The 22,679-nt window shown below is 44.8% G+C and carries 17 protein-coding genes and 1 pseudogene; 9 read left to right on the top strand and 9 right to left on the bottom strand.

What is annotated here, in order from left to right:
- Positions 1 to 20 precede the first annotated feature (20 nt).
- The 4 genes from AB4249_RS10835 to AB4249_RS10850 form a co-directional block, all read right to left on the bottom strand.
- Positions 21 to 875, bottom strand: coding sequence for an amino acid ABC transporter ATP-binding protein (locus AB4249_RS10835; RefSeq protein WP_372103072.1), 855 nt, complete (start codon positions 873 to 875; stop codon positions 21 to 23).
- Entirely contained in the window at positions 868 to 1,533 is a 666-nt protein-coding gene (locus AB4249_RS10840) for an amino acid ABC transporter permease (RefSeq protein WP_017061228.1), read from the bottom strand. Before AB4249_RS10840 ends, AB4249_RS10835 begins: the two co-directional genes overlap by 8 nt.
- 137 nt (positions 1,534 to 1,670) lie before the next feature.
- Positions 1,671 to 2,309 (bottom strand): amino acid ABC transporter permease, encoded by a 639-nt coding sequence (locus AB4249_RS10845; protein WP_017061227.1) that lies wholly within the window; start codon positions 2,307 to 2,309, stop codon positions 1,671 to 1,673.
- A gap of 131 nt (positions 2,310 to 2,440) precedes the next feature.
- Positions 2,441 to 3,307 (bottom strand): transporter substrate-binding domain-containing protein, encoded by an 867-nt coding sequence (locus tag AB4249_RS10850; RefSeq protein WP_065584482.1) that lies wholly within the window; start codon positions 3,305 to 3,307, stop codon positions 2,441 to 2,443.
- Positions 3,308 to 3,546: 239 nt separating this feature from the next.
- On the opposite strand from AB4249_RS10850, the gene AB4249_RS10855 reads away from it, so the two are divergent.
- Positions 3,547 to 5,061 (top strand): PLP-dependent aminotransferase family protein, encoded by a 1,515-nt coding sequence (locus AB4249_RS10855; protein WP_017066354.1) that lies wholly within the window; start codon positions 3,547 to 3,549, stop codon positions 5,059 to 5,061.
- Positions 5,062 to 5,228: 167 nt separating this feature from the next.
- Here the strand turns inward: AB4249_RS10855 and AB4249_RS10860 are convergent, their stop codons facing one another.
- On the bottom strand, positions 5,229 to 6,545 hold the full coding sequence (locus AB4249_RS10860) for an aspartate aminotransferase family protein (protein WP_069595314.1): 1,317 nt from the start codon (positions 6,543 to 6,545) through the stop codon (positions 5,229 to 5,231).
- A 362-nt stretch (positions 6,546 to 6,907) separates the two neighbouring features.
- Between AB4249_RS10860 and AB4249_RS10865 the strand changes: the two genes are divergently transcribed.
- Both AB4249_RS10865 and AB4249_RS10870 read left to right on the top strand, forming a co-directional pair.
- A complete protein-coding gene (locus AB4249_RS10865) occupies positions 6,908 to 7,603 on the top strand; it encodes a sulfite exporter TauE/SafE family protein (RefSeq protein WP_017061223.1) in 696 nt (231 codons plus the stop codon).
- A gap of 12 nt (positions 7,604 to 7,615) precedes the next feature.
- Complete coding sequence (locus AB4249_RS10870; protein ID WP_017061222.1) at positions 7,616 to 8,368, top strand: SDR family NAD(P)-dependent oxidoreductase; 753 nt, start codon at positions 7,616 to 7,618, stop codon at positions 8,366 to 8,368.
- Between the two features lie 151 nt (positions 8,369 to 8,519).
- On the opposite strand, the gene AB4249_RS10875 is transcribed toward AB4249_RS10870, so the two are convergent.
- Positions 8,520 to 10,952, bottom strand: a complete 2,433-nt coding sequence (locus AB4249_RS10875) for a response regulator (protein ID WP_372057679.1) — start codon at positions 10,950 to 10,952, stop codon at positions 8,520 to 8,522.
- An 88-nt stretch (positions 10,953 to 11,040) separates the two neighbouring features.
- Between AB4249_RS10875 and AB4249_RS10880 the strand changes: the two genes are divergently transcribed.
- The gene (locus tag AB4249_RS10880; protein WP_102332335.1) at positions 11,041 to 11,799 is read left to right on the top strand and encodes an ABC transporter substrate-binding protein; all 759 of its coding nucleotides are present in this window, start codon (positions 11,041 to 11,043) and stop codon (positions 11,797 to 11,799) included.
- Between the two features lie 174 nt (positions 11,800 to 11,973).
- Here AB4249_RS10880 and AB4249_RS10885 read toward each other — a convergent pair whose 3' ends face one another.
- Positions 11,974 to 12,534 carry an NADAR family protein gene (locus AB4249_RS10885; RefSeq protein WP_032547138.1) on the bottom strand — a complete coding sequence of 187 codons (561 nt, stop codon included), beginning with the start codon at positions 12,532 to 12,534 and terminating at the stop codon, positions 11,974 to 11,976.
- A 179-nt stretch (positions 12,535 to 12,713) separates the two neighbouring features.
- Entirely contained in the window at positions 12,714 to 12,908 is a 195-nt protein-coding gene (locus AB4249_RS10890) for a hypothetical protein (protein ID WP_017061218.1), read from the bottom strand.
- Positions 12,909 to 13,195: 287 nt separating this feature from the next.
- Between AB4249_RS10890 and AB4249_RS10895 the strand changes: the two are divergent.
- Positions 13,196 to 13,981 (top strand): annotated as a pseudogene (locus AB4249_RS10895) (ABC transporter ATP-binding protein); the annotation flags it as partial.
- A complete protein-coding gene (locus AB4249_RS10900) occupies positions 13,978 to 14,496 on the top strand; it encodes a hypothetical protein (RefSeq protein WP_017066347.1) in 519 nt (172 codons plus the stop codon). The pseudogene AB4249_RS10895 and the gene AB4249_RS10900, both read left to right, overlap by 4 nt.
- A gap of 380 nt (positions 14,497 to 14,876) precedes the next feature.
- Here AB4249_RS10900 and AB4249_RS10905 read toward each other — a convergent pair whose 3' ends face one another.
- Entirely contained in the window at positions 14,877 to 16,856 is a 1,980-nt protein-coding gene (locus AB4249_RS10905) for a replication initiator protein RctB domain-containing protein (RefSeq protein ID WP_017065140.1), read from the bottom strand.
- Positions 16,857 to 18,116: 1,260 nt separating this feature from the next.
- Between AB4249_RS10905 and AB4249_RS10910 the strand changes: the two genes are divergently transcribed.
- From AB4249_RS10910 to AB4249_RS10920, 3 genes are all read left to right on the top strand, one after another.
- On the top strand, positions 18,117 to 19,334 hold the full coding sequence (locus AB4249_RS10910) for a ParA family protein (RefSeq protein WP_017061213.1): 1,218 nt from the start codon (positions 18,117 to 18,119) through the stop codon (positions 19,332 to 19,334).
- A 5-nt stretch (positions 19,335 to 19,339) separates the two neighbouring features.
- Complete coding sequence (locus AB4249_RS10915; protein ID WP_229647585.1) at positions 19,340 to 20,314, top strand: ParB/RepB/Spo0J family partition protein; 975 nt, start codon at positions 19,340 to 19,342, stop codon at positions 20,312 to 20,314.
- Between the two features lie 93 nt (positions 20,315 to 20,407).
- Positions 20,408 to 22,501, top strand: a complete 2,094-nt coding sequence (locus AB4249_RS10920; protein WP_372103077.1) for a GNAT family N-acetyltransferase — start codon at positions 20,408 to 20,410, stop codon at positions 22,499 to 22,501.
- Positions 22,502 to 22,679: the final 178 nt, after the last annotated feature.

The following is a 22,679-nucleotide window of genomic DNA, read 5'->3' on the forward strand; positions in this document are numbered from 1 at the left end:
AGCTGTGCAAGCTATCTAACTCATGAATCAAGCTTGAGGAACTGTCTTACCCTTGATGAATCTGGGTTAGTGAAAAACTTCTCTGGGTTGGATTTTTCAATCAATATGCCTTTTTCAAGAAACACCACCTGATCCGATACCTGACGCGCAAACTCCATCTCATGTGTCACAACCACCATGGTGTAGCCCTCTTGCGACAGTTTCTTCATCACCAACAACACCTCTTCGACCAATTCAGGATCGAGTGCTGACGTTGGTTCATCAAACAGCAACACATCCGGCTCCATCGCGAGAGCTCTGGCAATAGCGACACGTTGCTTTTGCCCACCCGATAACATGCTTGGGTAGTTCTCTAGTTTGTGCGACATCCCAACCTTGTCGAGTTGCTTACGTGCCATCTCTTCGGCGTCTGATTTCGCTATCTTCTTAACGTGAACGAGCGCTTCCATAACGTTTTGCAACACGGTTAAATGCGGCCACAAGTTGAAGCTTTGGAAAACCATACCAAGGCGCTCTCTGAGTTTCGCCAGCTCTTTATATTTGAGTGGTTTACCCGTTTCAGAGTTGATACCAATACGCTCATCACCCATGAAGATCGTGCCGCGTTCCGGTTGTTCTAACCAGTTCATGCAGCGTAATAGCGTCGATTTACCCGACCCAGACGAACCGAGAATACTCACCACATCGCCTTTGTTGATGGTGAGGTTGATATCACGTAGCACTTCGATGCCATCAAACTGTTTCGACAAGTTTTCAATGTTGATGATCGTCTCGCGCTCTTCCAACAGTGGCTCGCACTCAATCACTTCCAAACTCACTCCCAAAGAGGGGTTAATCGGTGCTTCTGTTTCAATAATCTCTGATTGTTTAAGCATGGCTAAGTCCTCTAAGTTCAACTTTGGTTTGGATTCGTTTGGTGATGGTTTCAAGTGCAATACTCACGGCCCAGTAGAGCGCGATAGCAATGATGAACGCATTCAATGGGATGAAGTACGTTGATTGAATGCTGTTGGCGGCCGCGGTAATTTCTGCGACGGTGATGATGCTAAGAAACGCAGTGTCTTTTAAGCAGATGATGAGTTGGTTCGTGATCAGTGGAACCGACTTAAACAACACATTTGGGGTAATAACTCGGGTAAATGTTTTGAATTTAGAGAAGCCATAAGCGTGCGCCGCTTCGATGTAACCTGGCTCTAATCCTTTACGAACACCTCGGAAAATCTCACAAAAATAGGTACCGTGATAGAGACTTAGCGCGATGATTCCCGCTGTAATCGCATCGAGTCGAATACCAACCTGCGGCAACCCGTAATAGAGCAGGTACGCTAAGATAAGAAACGGCAAGGTGCGCATCATGCCTATCAAACTATTGATGGTGTACTTCACACCAAGTTTTGAGTTTTCGAGGCAATACAACAAACCGATGCCAATGATGAAACTCAAGATTGAAGACGAAACAAAAAGATAAAATGTGGTCACAAACCCTGAAGCAAACAGCTCTTTTTGTTGCCAGATAATATTCCATTCTTCCATATTTACTCCTTAAACTTACCCGCTCAATAACGCATCACAAGCAGGTAAATGGTGTTTCTGACCAAGTAGCCATGACGGCTAAACTGTGGTTGTTGTTGATAGCTGTGACTGAGGTAGATTACTGATAGCCACACTTACTACTGCAGATAAGTAGCTCGGTTTTCAGCCACCGCTTGCAACTTCACCAACACGCCAATAATCAACATGTAAATGGCACCGGCACATAGAATCGGCCCAAGTGGTTCATAGGTAACCGCAGAGATTCGATTGGTGACACGAGTTAGGTCGACGATGCCGATCACCGCAATCGCTGGGCTGCCTTTGATTAAGAACGACATCTCATTGACTAGCGCTGGTAGGCTCATGATCACCATTTGCGGGAACATGATGCGGCGAAAATAAGTGATACGTCTCATACCAATGGCTTCTGCCGCTTCCATTTGTCCTTTTGAAAAGTTAAGAAAGGCATTGCGCCAAATCTCTGCATTGAATGCCGATGTATTGAGTGTGAGAGCTAAAATAGCAGAAACGTGTTTATCTAAATTGATGCCAAATGACGGAAAAGAAAGGAAAATAAACAGAGCCAGTGTCACCAAAGGCGTTGCTCGTGCCCAGCTGACATAGATACCCAACATTTGATCCACAAACGGGATTTTCATCATTCTAACTAAGGCAATCATTAGGCCGATGACGACACCTAATACAATCGATACTGCCGATATCCATGCCGTTGCCCACGCGCCCTGTAGTAACTGTTCCCAAGCGTAATAATCCATAAACGACCTCTTTGATCAGCGACTTCTTTCGATAGATTGTGCGCCAAAGACTCATGGGTTAAACCGCTTTGAACCCATTGGCATGGACACAAACAGCCGCTAACTGTTTGTGTCGGCGCATGCTTATTCATCTATTGAACGGCTGTTAGCTTGTGATACTGCTCAACCGAAGTGATGGCTTCTGAAGGGAGTTGGTCGAACGACTCACCGAACCACTTCTTCTGCAACTCTGCCATTTTTCCTGTTTGCTCAAGGTGTAGGAAGAATTCCGTTAGGTAAGCCAAAAGCTCAGGATTATCTTTAGGAACTGGCCAGCTAACGAAACCTGGGCCAGAGACTGCTTCGCCTTTTTTGAATACCTTTGACTTCGACTTCACTACCTCGTTAACTGAAACCACACTGTTGATCACATAGTCTATTCGGCCGATTGCCAAGTCGGAATACGCTTCTGGGTAGGATTGATACTGCACCACTTTACCCAAAGATTTGCCTTGTGCTTCGAGCATCACTTCGAGCTCTGGAAGCCTTTCTAGCAAAGCACTGCCCGCTTGTAAGCCCACTGTTTTTCCATCTAAATCGGCTACCGTATTAATATCTTCCGCGTCAGCTCTGGTTAAGAAGTAATGCTGCGCTGAAGCGATAGGTGGAGTGAAATCAAAGGCCTTCAAGCGAGCATCGGTAATGATCGCGCCAGTTAACGCCACATCATATTGACCCGCAGATACCGAAGCGAGTAGTCCTGTCCAAGGTAAGATCTCTTGTTCGATATCGAACTTCGAATATTCACGTAACTCATCAAGCAAATCTTTGTTAATCCCCGCAGGCTTACCGCGGTCGATATAGTTGAATGGAGAGTAGTTGTCTTCTGTCGCCACTTTCATGAAGCCTTGCTTTTCGATGGCTGCAAGCTCCGATGCTTGTGCGACTCCAAAACAACCCAGTACAACTGTCGCTGCCGCTGTTGAAACCCATGCCTTCATCGTCATTCCCTGTTTCATACGCTTTCCTTATCGAGATTATTTGCCTGCCTTTACTTTATGAACGGAATGCATCGGAGACGTAGAGCCAATTTAATTTTCAGGTTGGGACAGAACGATTTTCTAGTTTGGGACAACGTAATTTTCGGGGTTGAGAGAGAGCAAAACACACTCTTAAAACATCAATATGAACTCTGGCGCATTTCTTGCTCTTTTATACAAATTGGACTGAGGTTCACTGAGAATAAGGACTGTATCTCATGGCGATAAATCACAATTGTTTCATCGAGTTTGATTCCAAAAGAAGCCTGCAAGAACAAGTACGTAGCTATTTGGTGACGGCGATATTGAATGGTATTTTTCCGGCTGAACAAGCGCTTCCGTCTTGTCGTAAGCTGTCTAGCCAATTGGGTGTTTCACGCAATACTGTCTCGTTGGTGTACGACAGTTTGCTCGACGATGGCTACCTCATCAGTAAGCCTCGCAGTGGTTATTACCTTTCAGAAAAGTATGAAAACCCGAGTGATACTATCGACGCGAGTTTGGATCATTTTGAATCAGCCGACAGCGACAATGCACCGGATTGGAGCAAACGCGTTAAGCTGCAATTGGGCCAATACCCACGCATCGTCAAACCCTCGCATTGGAGTTGTTACCAATACCCATTTATTTTTGGCCAACCCTCTATCAATGACTTCCCATTAGCTCAATGGCGAGAAGCGACAAGAAAGGTCACCTCAGACCCACATGATCACCGCTGGCTTTGCGACAAGGTCGATAAAGACGTCGACATGCTGGTCGAACAGATACGCACAAGGGTGCTCCCACAGCGCGGTATTCATGCCCAAAGTGATGAGATCCTCATAACCTTAGGTTCGCAGAATGCGCTGTATTTGATTTCGACTTTGCTCATGAACCATCAGAGTCGAGTCGGAGTCGAGAACCCCGGCTACAAAGAAGCGAATCACATCTTCAATCTCTCTGGCGCGCAGTTACACCCGCATCAAGTGGATGAACAAGGATTGAGATTCAATGAGCACTCTTCACTGTGTGATCACTTCTATGTCACGCCTAGCCATCAAGCTCCAACCGGCGTCACCATGAGTGATGAGCGTCGAACTCAGTTACTTGAAATGGCCAAAGCCAATGACGCGGTAATTATCGAAGATGACTATGACGCCGAGTGCAACGTGGAGTGGAATCCTAAACCCGCGCTAAAAGCCAATGACAAGGAAGGGAGAGTCATCTACGTCAGCAGCTTCTCTAAGCTACTGGCACCCGGCTTGAGGTTAGGCTACATCGTGGCACCTGAAGAGTTAATCTACGACCTTAGAATACTGCGTCGCTTGATGTACCGACATGCGCCAAGCCGTGTTCAGATGGAAGTAGCGCACTTTATTGAACAAGGCTACTACGACAGCTTTGTGAGGCGCTTTAGAGAAAACACTCGCCAGCGCTGGAAGCTGATCAACGATGCTGTCTTGAAGTACTTACCTGACTGCAAGCGACTGGCTCAAAGCGAGCAGGCCAACTCTCTGTGGCTACAAACGCCCAGCCACATCAATAGCCAGCGTTTAGCTTCACGAGCCGCCCAAAAGGGCATATTGATTGAGACAGGCTATTCACACTTTATGACGAATACCGAAACGGAATCGGGCTGTGAAGCATTGTCAGAATATGACCCCAATTCCTATTTTCGATTGGGCTTTCACGCCATCGACAAAGATCTGATCGCACCCGGTATCAAAGAGCTGTCAGAGGTGATGAAGATCTAGCATCACTTAAGAGCAGTTTGACCAGACTGATTTAGTGAAAGAACGTAAAAAGAGCATCAATCGATGCTCTTTTGTCGTTTCTGAAGGTTAGGTTTGGCACGTTGAAAAGAACGGGGAATTCTTTGTCAAAGTGCCTTGGTTGCTGTGCTAGCTATCTTATTGAAGAATTAAGAAGCAAGTTCAAACAACACTTCATCAATGATCTTAACGCCTTTCTTTATCTCGCTTGGCTGAATAACCAAAGGTGGCGCAACGTGAATGCGGTTATTCACAATGAAGGTCAACAGGCCTCGCTTGGTCAATTGCGCTTTCAATTGCCCCATTTTTTCATTGCTCAAAGGTGTTTTACTTTCACGATCTTCCACCAGCTCTACAGCCCAGAACATCCCTTTGCCGCGCACATCACCAATCATAGGGTGCAACTCTTGAAGGCTCAGTAGAAGCGGCCCTAAAACGCTGTTACCGACGTTATCAGCATGTGTGACAATGCCCTCTTGCTCCATCACATCGAGCGTTGCAACGATAGAAGCCATCGCCAAAGGGTGACCAGAGTACGTTAAGCCGCCCATAAAGAAGTTTGACTTAAAGTGCTCAACGATCGGTTCGCTGACCACCACGCCACCAGCCGGCACATAACCCGAGTTCACCCCTTTCGCGAAAGTAATCAGATCCGGCACTACATTAAAGTGCTCAAACGCAAACCACTTACCCGTGCGGCCAAAGCCGACCATGACTTCATCGAATATCAACTGAATGCCATGTTTGGTTGCCAGCTCACGCACGCCGATAAGGTAATCTTTGGGCGGAATGAGAAAACCAGCCGTTCCCGGAATCGTCTCTAGGATAATCGCCGCAATCGCCGTTGGTCCTTCGCATTCAATCACTCGCTCTAAATGCTGCAGGGCACGCTCACTCTCTTCTGCCTCAGTCGCCGCGTTGAATTCGCTTCGATAGAGAAATGGATTGAAGAAGTGAACGTGCCCACGGCTATACTCGTTTGGAATTCGACGAAAATCCCCCGTCGCAGCAATAGCAGTACCTGTATTGCCATGGTAAGAACGGTAAGCAGATAGCACCTTGTCGCGCCCTGTGAATTGTCGCGCCATGCGAATCGCATTTTCGTTGGCATCTGCCCCTGCATTGGTAAAGAACACCTTCTTAAACGAGCTTGGCGCTTTCGACAAGATACGCTTAGCCGCCAAACCACGAGTGAGGTTGGCGGTCGCAGGGGCAACGGTCACTAATGAATCAGCCTGATCTTTAATCGCTTTGATCACTTGTGGATGCTGATGACCAATGTTGGTGTTAACCAGTTGGCTACTAAAATCAAGGTATTCTTTACCTTCGTAGTCCCACATTTTGCATCCTTGCCCACCCGCAATGGCGATAGGCTCCGCTGCTTCTTGAATCGACCAAGAATGAAATACGCTCTTGTCGAGGTCGATAATATCTTGGTTCACAAGCTGTTCTGTTGATACTTCCATTTCATCGTCTCCATTAACAACACTAGATTCACAGCCGCTCGTGCTTGGCTCGTCTTCGAGAATGAAAGACACAAAACACGACATTGAAAAGGCTGCGCTATCGGATGGAATAATCTTCATCCCAAACAGGGCGGAGGTCATAGTGTCAGTTTCAACAAAACATTGGGCCAGTACATCAGCCCAAGTCTCATCCCCGATCCAACAAACAGCCTGACCCAATCCAATCGTCGATCTGGCTCTATTCAAAACTCTTAGGTGTGAATAGATTGAAAGGCAGACGAGACAGGTCTCATCGAACGCTAATTAACGCAGCAGCAATATCAAAAGCAAAGAGGTGAGCAAGAGTGGAATTAGGATTAGCGATGACATTGATTCTGTTTGCAGGAGTAGTTCGAGGCTATTCAGGATTTGGGTTTGCGATTATCGTAGCGCTTTCCCTCAGCTTTATTGTTCCACCATTGCAAGCGGTAACCATCGCTATCTTGTTGGACTTTTTAAGTGCCTTTCCTCTGCTCAAGCGAAGTAAAACCACCATCAATATCCGGCTTATTGCGCCGCTGTGTATTGGCATGTTGGTTGCGGTGCCTTTCTCGCTGTATTTCATTAGCACGATATCGGAATCAGGCTTGAAGGCCTTTATCGCGATGATGTCTTTGGTCGCTGGCACGCTGATTATTTTGGACTTACGCCTCACTTGGTTGCACCAACGACACGCGTTTTGGGCGGGAGCCATTTCGGGGTTTAGCATGACCACCGCTTCTTCAGGAGGTCCGCCATTAGTGACGTATTTGATGAACCTGACCATTAAAACCAGTGAACAGAGAGCCACCGCGATTGTGTTTTTTCTGCTGAGTTCAGCGATTTCACTGATCGGCTTCATATGGATTGGCGCATTTAACCAAGAATCGTTCATCACAGGTTTATGGCTATTACCGGCAGCTTTGATTGGCAATGTACTGGGGCAAAAACTGTATCTATCAGTACCGAACTTGTCTGCAAAAACAACGACCGCGCCGATTTTGATCGGCATGGCACTACTTATGTTAATTTCAAATTAGAAGGATGTATTTATGGATAAGATAGCGTTCATTACAGGGGCAACCTCTGGTTTCGGCAAAGCGGCAGCAAAACGTTTCGCAGAAGATAACTGGTCGTTAGTGCTGTCTGGTCGTCGAATCGAAAGGCTACTCGACCTAAAGGAAGAATTAACGGTGCCTGTGCATGTAATTCAACTCGACGTTCGAGACGCAGACGCCGTAAAACAAGCCATTGATTCATTACCCGCTGAATTTTCATCGATTACCGCATTGGTCAATAATGCTGGGTTAGCTTTGGCACCAGAAGGCGCGCCTGATGTGGACTTGAAAGACTGGCACACTATGATCGATACCAATGTCACAGGCTTGGTTAATGTTACTCATGCGCTGTTGCCTACGTTAATTAAAAAAGGCGCAGGAAGCTCAATCATCAATGTTGGGTCAATCGCCGGACAGTGGCCTTACCCAGGAAGCCATGTGTATGGTGCCAGCAAAGCGTTCGTAAAGCAGTTCAGTTACAACCTACGTTGTGACTTACAAGGCACAGGGGTACGAGTGACTGACCTCTCCCCTGGTATTGCAGAAACGGAATTTACTCTTGTAAGAACTAAAGGTAACCAGACGGCTTCAGACAACCTTTACCAAGGCACTACACCGTTGTCAGCAGAGGATATTGCCGAGCAGATGTTTTATATCGCAACCTTGCCAGATCACATCAACATTAACCGAGTCGAAGTGATGCCGACACGTCAAGCATGGTCTGCGTTCGCAATCGATAGAGATTAAGTTCAAACCGACACATACAAAAAAGGTGGTCTTTTCAGGCCACCTTTATCATTTCTTTCACACGATACTTCAAATATAACCAACGGCATAAAAGACTATGTCTAATTCGCCTCATTACTCTTTTAATGAAAGTAAGATTAGAGATACTCAACTAAACAATTTGCTGCTCATGTTCTTTGTTTGATTCCGTCTCTTTCGACAAGAAACTCGCTACGATCTCTCTCAGTTTGCCTTGGTTAACCGGTTTAGGTAAAAACTCATCCATGCCTACATCGAAGCACAAATGCTTGTCTCGCTGCACGACGTTGGCCGTCAGCGCAATGATTGGAATATGCTTTGCAGCCCCTTCTTCGAGCGCTCGGATCTGCTTGGTCGCTTCGAAGCCATCGAGAACCGGCATCTGACAATCCATAAAAATCATCTCGTATTCGTTGGCTTTGAATTTCTCGACACCAATTTCACCGTTGTCGGCAATATCAACCTCAAAGCCAAGCTTCTTGAGCATCATCTTGGCGACTTGTTGGTTTACTCGCGAGTCTTCAACAACTAAAACTGTACCACTAAATTCTCCGGCAACTGCGACAGGTTTTGACTCTGCTTGAATTGGAGCTTGTTTATCGGCTGGTGTGGCGTTTACAGAGACAATGGGAGCATCTTTAACAACCGCTGCAGGTTTACTTAACGGCACAGGTTCATTATCTTTAAACGCAACCTCTCCTCTGTTCGGATAGGTAAAGACTGAAGTATCAGCCGCTCTCGCGAGTACCTCACTGATGGTCCATTTAAGCTGATTATCTTGGTAAGGACGCGCAATGTAGGCAACAAAACCGACTTGTTTAGCACGAGCTTCATCTTGCTTTCTAGGGTCAGCAGAGATCATCACTAACTTGGGACACTCGCTACCAAAGCGTTCAACTAAGCTTCTCGCCAGTTGAAAGCCATCAACGGACGGCATTACTTTGTCTATCAGAACGAGATCATAAGGTGATGACTTAGCCACAGACTCTGAAACCAACTCTAACGCTTGGTTTGCCGTTTCACAGCACTCAGACTTAACGCCAAAGGATTGAAGCTGTGTAGACGTTATACGCATGTTCAGCTGGCTATCATCCACAAGCAGAACCGAAACCTTATTGAAATCGATATTGCTTTCATCGGCTTCTAAACACGGGTCAAAGTCAGCCGTAAAATAGAAGGTACTGCCTTTACCTTCAACACTGGTGAGTTCAAGCTTGCTGCCCATCAATGTCACTATCTTCTCGCATATTGTTAGACCAAGCCCTGTGCCTCCATAAATACGTGTGGTACTGCCGTCGGCTTGTTGAAACTTATCGAACACCGATTTCTGTTTGTCTTCTGCAATACCGATACCGCTGTCGACAACCTCGAACCTCACTCTGAGTTTTTGCTCAGGCTCAACCGCCTCTTCCAAACGAAGCGAGAGCGTGACGTGGCCATGCTCGGTAAATTTAATCGCGTTACCTACTAAGTTATTTAGGACTTGTCTTAGTTGAGTACCGTCGCCAATCACTATGGTTGGGATCTTAGGGTCGATCGCTAATTGGAATCGAAGCCCTTTCTGTTCAGCTTTCACTCGAAAGGTTGATTCAACGTCGGCCGCAATGCCCATCATTTTCATCGGCTCTTGCTGAAGCTCTAGTCGCCCCGCTTCGATCTTCGAGTAATCGAGAATGTCGTTGATTAAGTCGAGCAACGTAAGCGAAGAGGTGTTGAGCATGTTGATGTACTCTTTTTGCTCTTTCGGCATATCCATTTCAGAGAGCAAAGACGACAACCCGATAATCCCATTCATTGGTGTACGGATTTCGTGACTCATATTGGCAAGAAATTCACTTTTATTGCGGTTGGCCACCTCAGCAACATCTTTAGCTTTTTCCAGCTCTTGATATTGTTGACGAATACGTTCTACCGATCGGTTATAGCTACTCTCTAGAGTCGATATCTCATCTTTGTAAGTAGAGTGAGTTGGCGTTATAAAGCGCGGTTTGTTGTCTTCGACCTGTTGTTGGTTGATTTGGGAAGACATAGTCATCAAACGTTTTACGACAAGACGATAGACGATGGTTAAACATACGAGAGACAACAAGAAGATTTTAACGGCTTCGAAGGCGAGCAACAATAACACTCGTTCTTCAAAGTCATCTAGGATCATGCTCAAGTCTGATTGCACCGTGAGCGTCGCCAACGGGAAGTCTGTGCCGCCCATCTGGTGCACCATTTCCCAAGACTGAGAATAAGATTGGCCTTCGGTCTTTTGACCTAACTCTAGAATTTTTTCATCGGGACTTTCGATAAGAAGGTAACTGACCGAAGGGAGGCGAGAGATGCCTTCGGCTTGCACAAACAATTGCTCTCGATCTTCAACCCACAAACTTGCCGTTAAACCAGAAAGGTAGCCAGCCTTGACCTGCTCGATCTGAGAGCTGATAAAAGAAACTCGACTTTGGTACTCTACATACAACCCGAGACCTGTCACTATAACTGTGAATAAGGTACTGATCGCTATTATCATCCCGATCAACTGTCGGGAGAGTCCAACGTAGCGTTTTCCTTTTGTCACCATACACAAATTACCATTATTGTTATCCTAGCAAACTACAATTACTCAACTAGTATAATAGTAGTCATTCATCAAATAACTAGGGAAGGTTATGAAAAAACATCTTATCGTTGCATCCATAGTCAGTTTGTTTTCAAGCAGTTATGCTTCTGCAAACGAACCTCTTCACTACTACATTATTGCGAGCCAAGCGCAACCTTTTCAAATCGAAACTGACGGGTCATCTCACAGAGGAATTGTTTCAGATATTGTGGAAGCCGTGTTTGATGACAGCCAATATGAGATCAACTACCACACCTACCCTTTTAATCGAATGATCGACAAGCTCGATGCGAGAGAGAATCCAAACTGGGTTACCTATGGCAGCCCTAGTTGGGGGAATATTCAATCTGCGAACCTATCTGAAGACCCGATTTACAATGTAAAACACGTATTACTCAGCAGCGGTAAAAAGCCATTTGAGTTCAATACAATCGATGATCTCGATGGGAAAGCCGTGGTATTGCTGAAAGGATTTGAGTATCCGAACTTGGAATCTTATATCCAACAGGGCAAGCTCAACGAGATTCGAGTAAAAGATTACACTGCTGCGTTTCGTGTCCTGAACCGAGCACCTGGCGACACCGTGTTTGTGGAAATGGAATCACGAATCAAATACAACCTAAACGAGCAAAAACTGAGTATTGATGATTACCAGATGCATGAGTTTGGTTCTGTCATCAATAACTACCCTATCCATTTGGCGTTTGACCCTGAGATGGATCCTAAGCTGCAAAGCTTCATCAACCAACGCCTAGACCAAATGAAAGACGATGGACAGCTTGACGACATCGTACAGAGTTACTTATAGCACCAGCGTAACTTAGAACTTAGCAACGGATAGCTTAGTCACGTACGTTAACTCTCGTTGATGCCTGACTCTCTAAAACCGAAAAGGCCGCCCTGCTTCATACTAGATAGCAGGGCGGCCTTTTAAATGCGTCTAAGGGGTAATCATAAGCATGCCGCTATCTGAATCGACGAATCAGTGCGAAGCAATCAAATGCAGTTGCTGAGTGCGAAGCTGGTGACGCACTGCCATCAGAATCTTACCCAAATGGTTCTCGCCGGTTCCATCGCCGCCATCGCCCCAGAAGTGGTCTTTGTGCGAATGTTCTTTGATCACCGAATCTCCGGTATTGGTAAGAAACAGCGCAAACTGTGGATTCTGTCTGAACTTCTCCGTCACAATAAACTGCATCACTTCAACACGAATGTCATACCAATCTTCGCGAACTTGGTCTTCGTAGTCACGACTTAAAGAGAACGCTTCAGCAGGTGTACTGGCTTCCAAAATGGTATTACGTAGCGCTTCGGAGGCAAACTTCATCGCTTGATAATAATGTTCGCTGGTTGCCCAAACTTGATCACCTACCTTGATAGGACAAGCGGCAAAATTTGACAGGTATCCGTTCGGATCTTCGGGTTCGTAAAACAGCACTTCTTTAACTTGAGCCACAGAATTAGACATAGCCTTCTCCTTACCAACGACATCGCATATTTTTGCTTTAACTTTAAAATTAGTGGCGTTGAATATGACTGTCAAACAACTTAGTTCAAGAGTATGCCATGTGCGTGTTTTTCATCTGAAAAGCGTAATATCACAAGGGATAGGCTAAACGGAACAGTGAGCCAAAGAATCAAGGAGTTGATTAAATCTGGATAGGAAACACTTATAAATCAAAGGGTGGCGTTGTGCCACCCTTCTAAATGCAATGGGGATTATTAGTGAATAAGACCTAGCTCCCTCGCTTCTTCCAGACTCAAACCGCTTTCTCTAATTTCTCTTAGAGTCTCGATACGACGACGAGCTTCAGCAGACTTCATTTTCTTTTCTGGTTTGAAAGATACTTCTTCTTCAGCATCCCACTTGTTTGCAATATTTGTCATTTCATCATGGTTGATAGAATTAATGGACATGTTTTCCTCCGAAAAGCACCATGTAATGGACAGGTAATCTGTAGCAAATGCTTTTTCGCTTGTTAAGAAATTCTGTACTGAAGTGTGATGATTCCGACGCTTCACAAAGCTAATTAATAAATGCCTCATTTAAACTTTGCCAAAGCCATTTTCTGCAATTATATTTAAAAGATTCCCCATAAGAAATGTGGTTTGATCCAACTCTCATTTTCCCCTCTTTCAATGCAATCAAATCCGTTAGCTTTCACATAGGCTAAGGCGAGATTTTCGGCTTAGCCGGAGAATAAGGCTGCGGGAAAAGCACCTGCGCACGATTGATGACCAAGGTTTACCCTGCGACAGAGGGAGAGATACTGTTCAAAGGCAGAGACATCTCTACTCTGAAAAGCCGTAAAGATATCTTGGATTATCGCAGCCGTGTGCAAATGGTTTTTCAAGACCCCTTTGGTTCACTCAATCCCACTCACACTATTGATCACCATTTAACGCGCCCACTTAAGCTCCATAAACAGGTAGCCACTAAACAGGCTCTCACAGAGCGCCTCAAAGAGTTATTAACGCTGGTGGAGTTATCCATCGAAACGCTAGCCAAATACCCGCACGAGCTCAGTGGGGGCCAAAGACAGAGGGTTAACCTAGCCAGAGCACTGGCCGTTGGCGCTGAGGTTATTCTTGCTGACGAACCCACCTCGATGTTGGACGTTTCGATTCGACTTGGCGTGTTGAACTTGATGCAAAAAATGAAGCAAGAGTTAGGCATAGGCTTTTTGTACATAACCCACGACCTTGCCACGGCACATTACATCGCTGAAGAGACGGCGGTGATGTACAAAGGGCAGATCGTCGAGTGGGGATCAACCCAGTCGATCTTGACCAATCCACAACACCCGTACACTAAGTTGTTGATCTCTGCGGTACCAGATCCCGATCTGCCATTTGGCAAACTCGTCAAAAATGAGCCAAACTATTCAATAGACGCTGATCGTATTCGAGAGCAGAGCAGTGAAATACAGCATGAAATCAAACAAGTTTCTGATAATCACTTTGTAAAACAGTGGGATAACGTTGCATGAATGAACTAGACACTTGGTTAGAGCGGATCGGAGATTGGTACAAAGACCGAAAGCATGATCAAGTGGACCGGTTAGAACCTTTGATCTTAACGCCTCCAGATGCGCTCTGGGGGCCATTGATCACGGATGAGCAGAGCAAAGGCATCGCATGTTGGCTAGACGGATGCCTGAGAATCTTTACTTTCTATCGCCACCTCGCGGATTCATCGAATCCGGACTTGGCTTCGCAGGAGGCCAACAGCTCAAGCCATCAAGATAAAGCCTACCAATACCTAATGTTTGCCTACAGTAAGCTGCAAGCGGTGTCATGTGACCCAAAATCAGAAGCAAGATTGCAAGAGTGGTGTACACAGCGGCTACAACACTTGTGTGTATTGGCTTTGGAGTTTACGAACCAACAGCAAGAACCACGTTGGAAAGCAGAGTCTGAAAAATTGATCGAGTCGCATGTACGCTTTATGGCAACCCATCCCCGAAACGATGATCAAGGAATTATTCAACGCCATCTCCACTGATCAAGCCCTTCTCGATCAAGCATCAAATCAGAATCTCACCAGAGCTAGATCCGTAGAAAGCATGATCGAGCCTTGATCATGCTTCGGCGTTTAACTCTGTAAGCTATTGAATTTTAATGATTGACTGAATTTTAGGCAAAAAAAAGCGAGTCCCTTGGGAACTCGCAAAAATCTATTCAGTATGATGTAACAAAATATGAGCCAATCTATTAATCACAAGAAAGGACAAAGGTTGTCTATTCGGGATAAATAATAATCAACTAAATGCGCTACTTTGTCATCACTTTGTCAGCGTTAGGTGCGATTTTAATCAGCACCTAATGTGTTCAAAACTATCCATTCAGCGACGGTAAAACAGGCTTATCGCGATAGGATAATGACTAGTGGCCAATCGCCATTTCATCGAGCGCAAGGAACACGTTTTCGTCTAAATGACCTTCATGAACTTGTTTACACACTTTACGACGCACCGCTAAACCAGAGATCAAACGTTCAATGGACAGATGTCGATTGCTGGTGCTATCTCGGTCGTTATATAGCTCAATCAAGCGACTCAGTGTTTCGTATGGGATAACGTCCTCCCCTACTCTCAACCAATCAAGCTTCTCAATGAGCTCTGAGCACTCTTCTTTGATTGAGGCATGTGAGTGCCCTGTCATAGCAGATAAAGCCGTTATGCTGCGTTCTAGAGCCTCTGCAGAGGTATATTTAGAGAGAGTAATCATGATCTCGTCAGCGTTGATCTCAACAGAGTGTTTACGCTGCTTAACTCGACGTCCCAATTTGCCTCTTGGCGACGGTGCTTTACGCTGAATGGGTTCAAACTCACCGTCGATAATCTCAGACAGCTCTTCCAGTTTCTGCTTAGACACCATTTCGTTACGAAGTGGGTTCGGCAGCGTTGGTGCCATATTACGCTTACCTGCGTTAGTGGTACGCGCTCTTGAGTAACGTAATACTTCTTCCACATTACATTTGATATCTACCTGATAATCGGTCGTTTTCCCTTTTTCGATCAACGCGGTGATCGTCAAGTGATAACCCCATAGATTAACCAGGAAGGTATCTTCTTGATCCCCGGCTTCACCCAATTTTCTGAGCTCGCGGATCAGATCCATCGAGAAACGACGCCAATCGATGTTACGCGCCAATTTCTGGTTGAGCTCACTGAGCAACATGCTATCTGAATGGCGACGTGCCATGCGGCTTCTAAAGTACGAATACACTTGGAAAACCAAGGTATGTTGCTTCAGGATTTCTGGCGGAAATAGGAAGAAATAGTCACGCGTCAGCAGCTCTTCGTAGAACGAAGGTTCCCAAACCAGGATGTATAGGTTCGGTTTAATGCGAATTTCGCCGTCAGAGCCTTCTGTAGGCGCTTCTTCCGATGCGGTAATGGTTCTAGCTAAGAATCGGAAACGATCACTCTTAAAGCCTTCTGGCATGTTCTCACTAAGCCAACGACCTGTAAGCTCGTGCAGTTGGAAATCCGTGAATTCGATACGATCAATACTGTCGCGGATAGAATCACGTGCAGGGCCGCTGTCTTTCTTGCCACGTAAAGACAAAATATCAGTGATGTAGAGTGGTGTTTTGTTTGGCGTGTGTTTCGCGTCTAGATGGTAATCATCTTGGTGATGATCATGATATTGAACGGTGAGAGTGAATAACGCGAATAGCGTCATCAGATCGTCAACGGTCATGATATTTTTAGAAGATCGTGTCTCGATCACAGCGCGAGTGCCAGAGATCGAAACCATGGATTTCTGGTAGCTCTTACGAGTTCTAGGTGGCGCTAACGCTTGATCAATAATCCCCGCCCAATTGGTTGGCGAAACAATGAATTGATCCGCTTCATCTTTCATCGTTGGTGGGGTATTCAACCCATGTTCATTCAGTAAGCGCTTGTTTACTTTGGTTTGAGCTAGGGCTTTAGAGCGCTTTTGCTTTTCATTTTGCTTCACGCTTTCTGTCACTAAGCTGGTGGCACCCAGCACCGATATCAATTGGTTTGGGTTCACAAAGCGATGCAACATGGTTTTACCAGCAAGGCCTTCTTCAAAGCGAACGGGGATTTGTTTGAACAATCCGATATTAACTGCAGCTCTCAGCCTTTGCTGTAAGGCTGCGCGAGTGACTTGACCATCGGTTGATTCAATAATCTCAGTGGTGGAAACGTACCCGTCTTTACTGCTAAACCCACGAAGTGAAATTAGGTTAAGAAGCTCAACTATGCTTTTAGTGACACCTTTGAAGTGTTGATATTGTTCTATCCATTCAACGGCTGTTTCAGATACCTCAAATAAATGACCATCTTTGTGGCTTCGTGCCTTAATTAACAATTTCTCTTCTGGTTTCATTTTTGATCCGTATCACACTAACCGTAATTACACTATAGTTCCTGAATGATAAAGAAAGAATGATCATAAATAAAGAGAATTTATTGGCTTTTAAATAACTGATCTTTTTGATTAATATGATCTTAAATGATTAAGTGATCTAATGATCTGGACGTAACCTTGCTTATAAGTGGCTGAATTTAAAGCATTAAAATAAATCGCCTTGGAAAGCATGATCATAAAGGTTCCGAAACTATGATCATTAAACTTAAGAAAGCATGATCACAGAACATCAGAACGATGATCATTAAGTCATTGTAAGCATGATCATTATTGGTTCGAAAGCATGATCATTATACTTATACAGCTTATCCACAGATCGGAATTCAACATCGGTTTCTAAGTCGCTTTTGAGTTGTCTAAGTGGACACTTGTGGTGGCAATCTATCGGAACAATGATCAAGAGAGCATACTTTTTTATCGTTCCTACCCTATTGAGTGCAAAATTTAGTCTGTATCCGCTGGAAATGGATTGCTTTGATGTATTTAGAGCGGGTGGGTCTTAACTAGGAAGCATGATCATGAAATTGTCATGTTTGTGTATTCTTGGTCTGTGTCGATTGAATTTTCAATCATTGAGCCCTTATAGGCGTTGAATCCCCATTCCAAAAGCATTTGTCCGTAACTTAGTTCATAAATTACATGCTTCCGGAACTATGTTTACTTGATCATTTTTCCGGAGGTTGATCATTTTCAATGTACAGTTGCTCGGATCAATATTGCTCAGTTTACGCCTTGATCATGCTTCATAATTTGGCGTTATCAATTATCTTACACTGGATGTGGTCCATGATCATTCTTCCGGTTAGGCTCCAATCCTCTGCTGTTTTTTGACACCCCGTCTTCTCTTCTGTTTTGAATCTTATTGTTCATTGAGCGTTTTTTAATTTTTATTGTATTGAAAATCTATAAATTCGAATGCAAATCACACCAACCGTAATCTACGGTTGTATTTCAATCGTTCCGAAGGTTTTTCGTTGAAATTCCATTTACATTGTAAATAAGTGATGCTGTAACATTTAAAATGTAGTCTAGAAATAGCATGGTTATACATGATAGAAACAGTCATTTTTGTGTTTGTCTAAGGCGATGTTTCATCAAATTGTAAAAACGCGGTCTATTTTATGTGATTTTACTCATAAATGTATGTTCATGTTTTTGTTGTGTTTGTTGTTGATCGCTGTACAATTTGTACTTAGTTAATCATTACGGAAACTGGCAATGAAAAGAGAACAAACGATTGATAAGCTCTATCAGCTAGCCGAACAAACTCAACAAGTTCAGGCTGACCGAATTGAGATTATTTTGGAAGAGCGAAGTGATGAACATTTCCCTCCAATGTCTAAAGCTATGATGGAGACTCGTTCTGGTTTAACGCGTCGTAAGCTCGATGAAGCGATCACTAAACTTGAAGCTGATGGCCATCAGTTCACAAAGAACAACGCTAATCATTACTCGATTTCATTGACAGAAGCTCACATGTTGATGGACGCGGCAGAAGTGCCGAAGTTCCATGAACGTAAGCAGCACGCTGATAATAAGCCATGGATTATCAACGTACAAAACCAGAAGGGTGGTACGGGTAAATCAATGACAGCAGTTCACTTAGCCGCTTGTTTGTCTCTGAATTTGGATAAGCGCTACCGTATCTGTCTGATTGACTTGGACCCACAGGGCTCTTTGCGTCTGTTCCTAAATCCACAAATTAGTGGGGCAGAGCACGACAGCATCTATTCTGCCGTCGATATCATGTTGGACAACGTGCCTGAAGGCCAAGATGTCGATCTAGAGTTTCTTCGTAAGAACGTACTATTGCCAACTCAGTATCCAAACCTGAAGACAATTTCTGCTTTCCCAGAAGATGCGATGTTTAACGCTGAAGCGTGGCAAAGCCTTTCACAAGATCAGTCACTTGATATTGTTCGTCTGTTAAAAGAGAAGCTTATCGACAAAATCGCCGATGACTTCGATGTGATTATGATTGATACCGGCCCGCACGTTGACCCTCTAGTATGGAATGCAATGTACGCGTCGAACGCACTTCTGATTCCATGTGCAGCTAAGCGTTTGGATTGGGCTTCAACGGTTAACTTCTTCCAGCACTTACCAACGGTTTACGAAATGTTCCCGGATGACTGGAAAGGGCTCGAATTTGTTCGTCTAATGCCAACCATGTTTGAAGACGACAACAAGAAACAGGTGTCAGTTCTGACTGAAATGAACTACCTGTTGAATGACCAAGTAATGATGGCAACCATTCCAAGAAGCCGTGCTTTTGAAACCTGTGCCGACACTTACAGCACGGTTTTCGATCTAACGGTGAGCGACTTTGAGGGCGGTAAGAAAACTCTAGCTGTTGCTCAAGACGCAGTACAAAAAAGTGCTCTAGAATTAGAGCGCGTATTACATAGCAACTGGCCTTCACTTAATCAGGGATAACAACAATGGCAATTAAAACATCTGACTTAAATGCAAAGCTATTTGGTAAAGCAAACAAACGTCGCGTAGCAACACCACAAGAAGCGCAAACAGCGGCAAAAGAGCAGGCTCAAGTGATTGAGCTTTCTGTTGCTGGCGAAGATTTGGTTTCATTTGAATTGGTTCGAATTCCTGCGGCTGAAGTGGCTACTCGAACGGTTGTTTTTGAAGAGAACGCTCGTGAGCAATCTTTCTTAAACGAGCACGCGCTTTCTGATGTTCTTACAACATTGAAAGAACGTGGTCAGCAATACCCAGCGGTTGGTCGTAAGAACAAAGACGGTAAGATTGAAGTTCTTGATGGTAGCCGTCGTCGTATGTCATGTATTTTGGCTGACAAAGAGTTCCTAATCTATGTTGCTGAAAACATTAACGGCGAACACGCTAAGTTCCTATCAGACGTAGCTAACGCTCATAAACCGCTTTCTCTTTATGAGAAGGGCAAAGAGATGCAAGCGAAGCTAGATAAAGGCGAAGCTGAAGACCAGAAAGCACTGGCGAAAATGTTCCAGTGCAGTGAAGCTTTGGTGAGTGGTGCATTGAAAGCAGCCGCTTTACCACTTGAATTGCTACAAGCTTACCCAAATGTGAGCGACCTTGGTCGTCCAACTATTGTTAAGCTACACAAGCAGTTTGGTGGATTGACGAGTGAACAGCAGCAAACACTGCTGACTAAGTGTGATGCTTCTGAAGGTTTCGTATGGCAGCGTAGTGAAGCTCAAGGCGTAACTCGTCTAACCAAAGACGTGACAGAAACTTTGGAAGGTTGGATTCTTGAATTGTCGCCAGCGCCAGCGAAAAAAGCTTCTCCAAAAGTTGAGCTTATTAAGGGCCGCGCATCATACAGCCGCAAGGGTTCAAACTTGGCGTTGAACCTTAAGAAAGTTGATGATGCAACAATGGAAGAAATCCTCGCCTTCGTTCAATCGAAGCTCGACTAAGTCGACGACTTTTCATTACTCCTCTAAAGCCGCTTAATGCGGCTTTTTATTTGGCTGTGATAAACTGTGTTTAGATGAATCTGGACGCTAACTATGACAAACCCAACCAACACTTTTCTGCAGACACTTTCTAATATTGCTCAACATAACGATCACCGTTACGGTGTGGTCTTTGATGGCGATTTTGATTGGCAAAACTCAGCTGTTTTTACCTTCCTTCAAGACTCACACACTCCGAGCATCTTCCAGATTGGCGGTACGTCATTTGAAGGTGTGATTCATGCTCCAGTAAAAAAAGGCCAACAACTGCTTGGTCGTGAGTGCCAAGTTCTTGTTTGTGACTTTAGAGAGCAGTTTGATGCGAATGGTTTTAGTGCTGCGCTGGGTTCGTTAGTCGGTGGTGGGCTGTTGTTGGTGTTGCCGCCAAAAGTTGATGCCTCTGAAGATAGCGAAAGCTTTGGTCAACGTTGGTTAAAATGTCATTTCGATAAACTGATTTCTGTTTCACAACACAATGAAGCCGGCGATGTAGTTCAAGCGACTCACGCTCTTCCTCAGATGCAAAGTGCCCAAAACGGATTGGATAAATTTGAACAGCAAAATACGGCTGTTGAATTAGTTAAAAAAGTTGTGTCTGGACATCGTAAACGTCCTTTGATTCTCACTGCGGATAGAGGGCGTGGTAAAAGCTCGACATTGGGTATTGCCGCAGCGCAGCTGTTAGTTGAGCGTCACGGGTTTAATATTATTGTTACCGCGCCTTCAGTGAAAGCGGTAATGCCGGTATTTTCTCATGCTAGCCAAGGGTTAGAATCTTGCGAAGTGGTTAACGCTACTCACATTCGTCATCAAGGTGGCAGTTTAAGATTCGTCGCAGCAGATGAATTACTTAAATCTAAGCCTGATTGCGATCTGTTATTGGTTGACGAAGCAGCTGCAATTCCAATTCCGATGCTTAAATCCATGGTCGACATCTATCACCGTATGGTCTTTTCAACCACGGTACATGGTTACGAAGGCAGTGGGCGAGGGTTCGGTATTAAGTTTGAGTCTTGGCTTTCTGAGCATCGTCCGGGGTGGAAAGGCTTTAAGCTCGAACAACCGATTCGTTGGAATAGCAACGATCCGCTAGAAGCTTGGTTGTTTGATTGCTTCCTACTTGGTAATGACGCATCAGTCACTGAATCGGCGGTTGATGAAATCGAAGGCTTTTCTGCTGACGCAATCAACCAATTAAACTTGGGCGAGTTATCAAAATCAGAATGCTTGTCTAATCCTGAGCAGCTACAACAATGTTTTTCTCTTCTCGTGGATGCGCACTATCAGACCTCGCCAAATGACTTAATGCAATTTCTCAACAATCCAGCAATCCGTTTATACGCCGCTTGGCAGCAAGATAAATGTTTAGGTTGTATGTTAGTGACGGAAGAGGGTGGTTTGGACAGCGAGTTGATTGCTCAAGTTCAACTTGGAAAACGCAGGCCTCAAGGTCACCTTGCCCCTGTATTACTGGCAAACCAATTTGGCTGTACTCAGGCGGCGACCAGTCGGTGCCTTCGAGTTATGCGCATTGCTGTTTCAGCACGTCATCAAGGTTTGGGTATTGGCCGTTGGATGTTGGCTCAGTTATCACAGCAAACCAGCCAAGCAGATTATCTGGCGACAAGCTTTGGCGCGACCAGCGAATTGATTTCTTTTTGGCGTGGTAGTGAATTTGAAGCTGTGCACATCGGCCACCAGCGAGATCAGGCCAGTGGCTGTCACTCGGTTCTGATGGTTAAGGCGCTTAACTCAAACTCTCAAGGCTGGATAAACCAAGTTCAAAATCACTTCGAGCGTAGCTACTGTTTTCTTGTTTCAGGTTCTTTGGTTTCACTTGAAACCGATATGGTGCGAGCACTGCTGCCAAAGAGTGTTCACACCGTTAGTGAGTTTGAAACTCAGTTAGTTAGAAATTACGTGAACGGTGGCAACAGTTATGATGCGATCAGCTTCAGCGTACTGAACTTGATTCTACTCAGTAACGATCGAAACATAGGTATTTCTGACTTACTCATCGCAAAGGTTGTTCAGCAGAAAGAGTGGGAGGCTTGTGTCGAACAGTTTAATCTGGTTGGTCGTAAACAAGCAGAGATTCAGTTTCGTAAAGATGTCGATGCTCTGTTAGCAAATTTACAGTGTAAATAGGCTAGCCATCATTTAAATAGACTGACCGCTACAAATTAGATTTACAGTGTAAATTAGAATCTTGGATTTACACTGTAAACTGAAGCTCCATATTGAAATCCGTTTTTACCCTGACTATCTGTTACATCACTTCTGTTTCATCTCTCCATGACAGCCTTTAATCTTCTAAAGCTATTCG

Origin of the sequence: Vibrio sp. 10N.261.55.F4, assembly GCF_041470465.1 — a bacterium.
GTDB lineage: Bacteria > Pseudomonadota > Gammaproteobacteria > Enterobacterales > Vibrionaceae > Vibrio > Vibrio crassostreae_C.

Coding starts and splice junctions, on each gene's coding strand:
- AB4249_RS10850 (WP_065584482.1), bottom strand. CDS start 3,307: ATGAAACAGGGAATGACGATGAAGGCATGGGTTTCAACAGCGGCAGCG.
- AB4249_RS10855 (WP_017066354.1), top strand. CDS start 3,547: ATGGCGATAAATCACAATTGTTTCATCGAGTTTGATTCCAAAAGAAGC.
- AB4249_RS10835 (WP_372103072.1), bottom strand. CDS start 875: ATGCTTAAACAATCAGAGATTATTGAAACAGAAGCACCGATTAACCCC.
- AB4249_RS10910 (WP_017061213.1), top strand. CDS start 18,117: ATGAAAAGAGAACAAACGATTGATAAGCTCTATCAGCTAGCCGAACAA.
- AB4249_RS10840 (WP_017061228.1), bottom strand. CDS start 1,533: ATGGAAGAATGGAATATTATCTGGCAACAAAAAGAGCTGTTTGCTTCA.
- AB4249_RS10920 (WP_372103077.1), top strand. CDS start 20,408: ATGACAAACCCAACCAACACTTTTCTGCAGACACTTTCTAATATTGCT.
- AB4249_RS10865 (WP_017061223.1), top strand. CDS start 6,908: ATGACATTGATTCTGTTTGCAGGAGTAGTTCGAGGCTATTCAGGATTT.
- AB4249_RS10890 (WP_017061218.1), bottom strand. CDS start 12,908: ATGTCCATTAATTCTATCAACCATGATGAAATGACAAATATTGCAAAC.
- AB4249_RS10860 (WP_069595314.1), bottom strand. CDS start 6,545: ATGGAAGTATCAACAGAACAGCTTGTGAACCAAGATATTATCGACCTC.
- AB4249_RS10900 (WP_017066347.1), top strand. CDS start 13,978: ATGAATGAACTAGACACTTGGTTAGAGCGGATCGGAGATTGGTACAAA.
- AB4249_RS10875 (WP_372057679.1), bottom strand. CDS start 10,952: ATGGTGACAAAAGGAAAACGCTACGTTGGACTCTCCCGACAGTTGATC.
- AB4249_RS10870 (WP_017061222.1), top strand. CDS start 7,616: ATGGATAAGATAGCGTTCATTACAGGGGCAACCTCTGGTTTCGGCAAA.
- AB4249_RS10905 (WP_017065140.1), bottom strand. CDS start 16,856: ATGAAACCAGAAGAGAAATTGTTAATTAAGGCACGAAGCCACAAAGAT.
- AB4249_RS10915 (WP_229647585.1), top strand. CDS start 19,340: ATGGCAATTAAAACATCTGACTTAAATGCAAAGCTATTTGGTAAAGCA.
- AB4249_RS10880 (WP_102332335.1), top strand. CDS start 11,041: ATGAAAAAACATCTTATCGTTGCATCCATAGTCAGTTTGTTTTCAAGC.
- AB4249_RS10845 (WP_017061227.1), bottom strand. CDS start 2,309: ATGGATTATTACGCTTGGGAACAGTTACTACAGGGCGCGTGGGCAACG.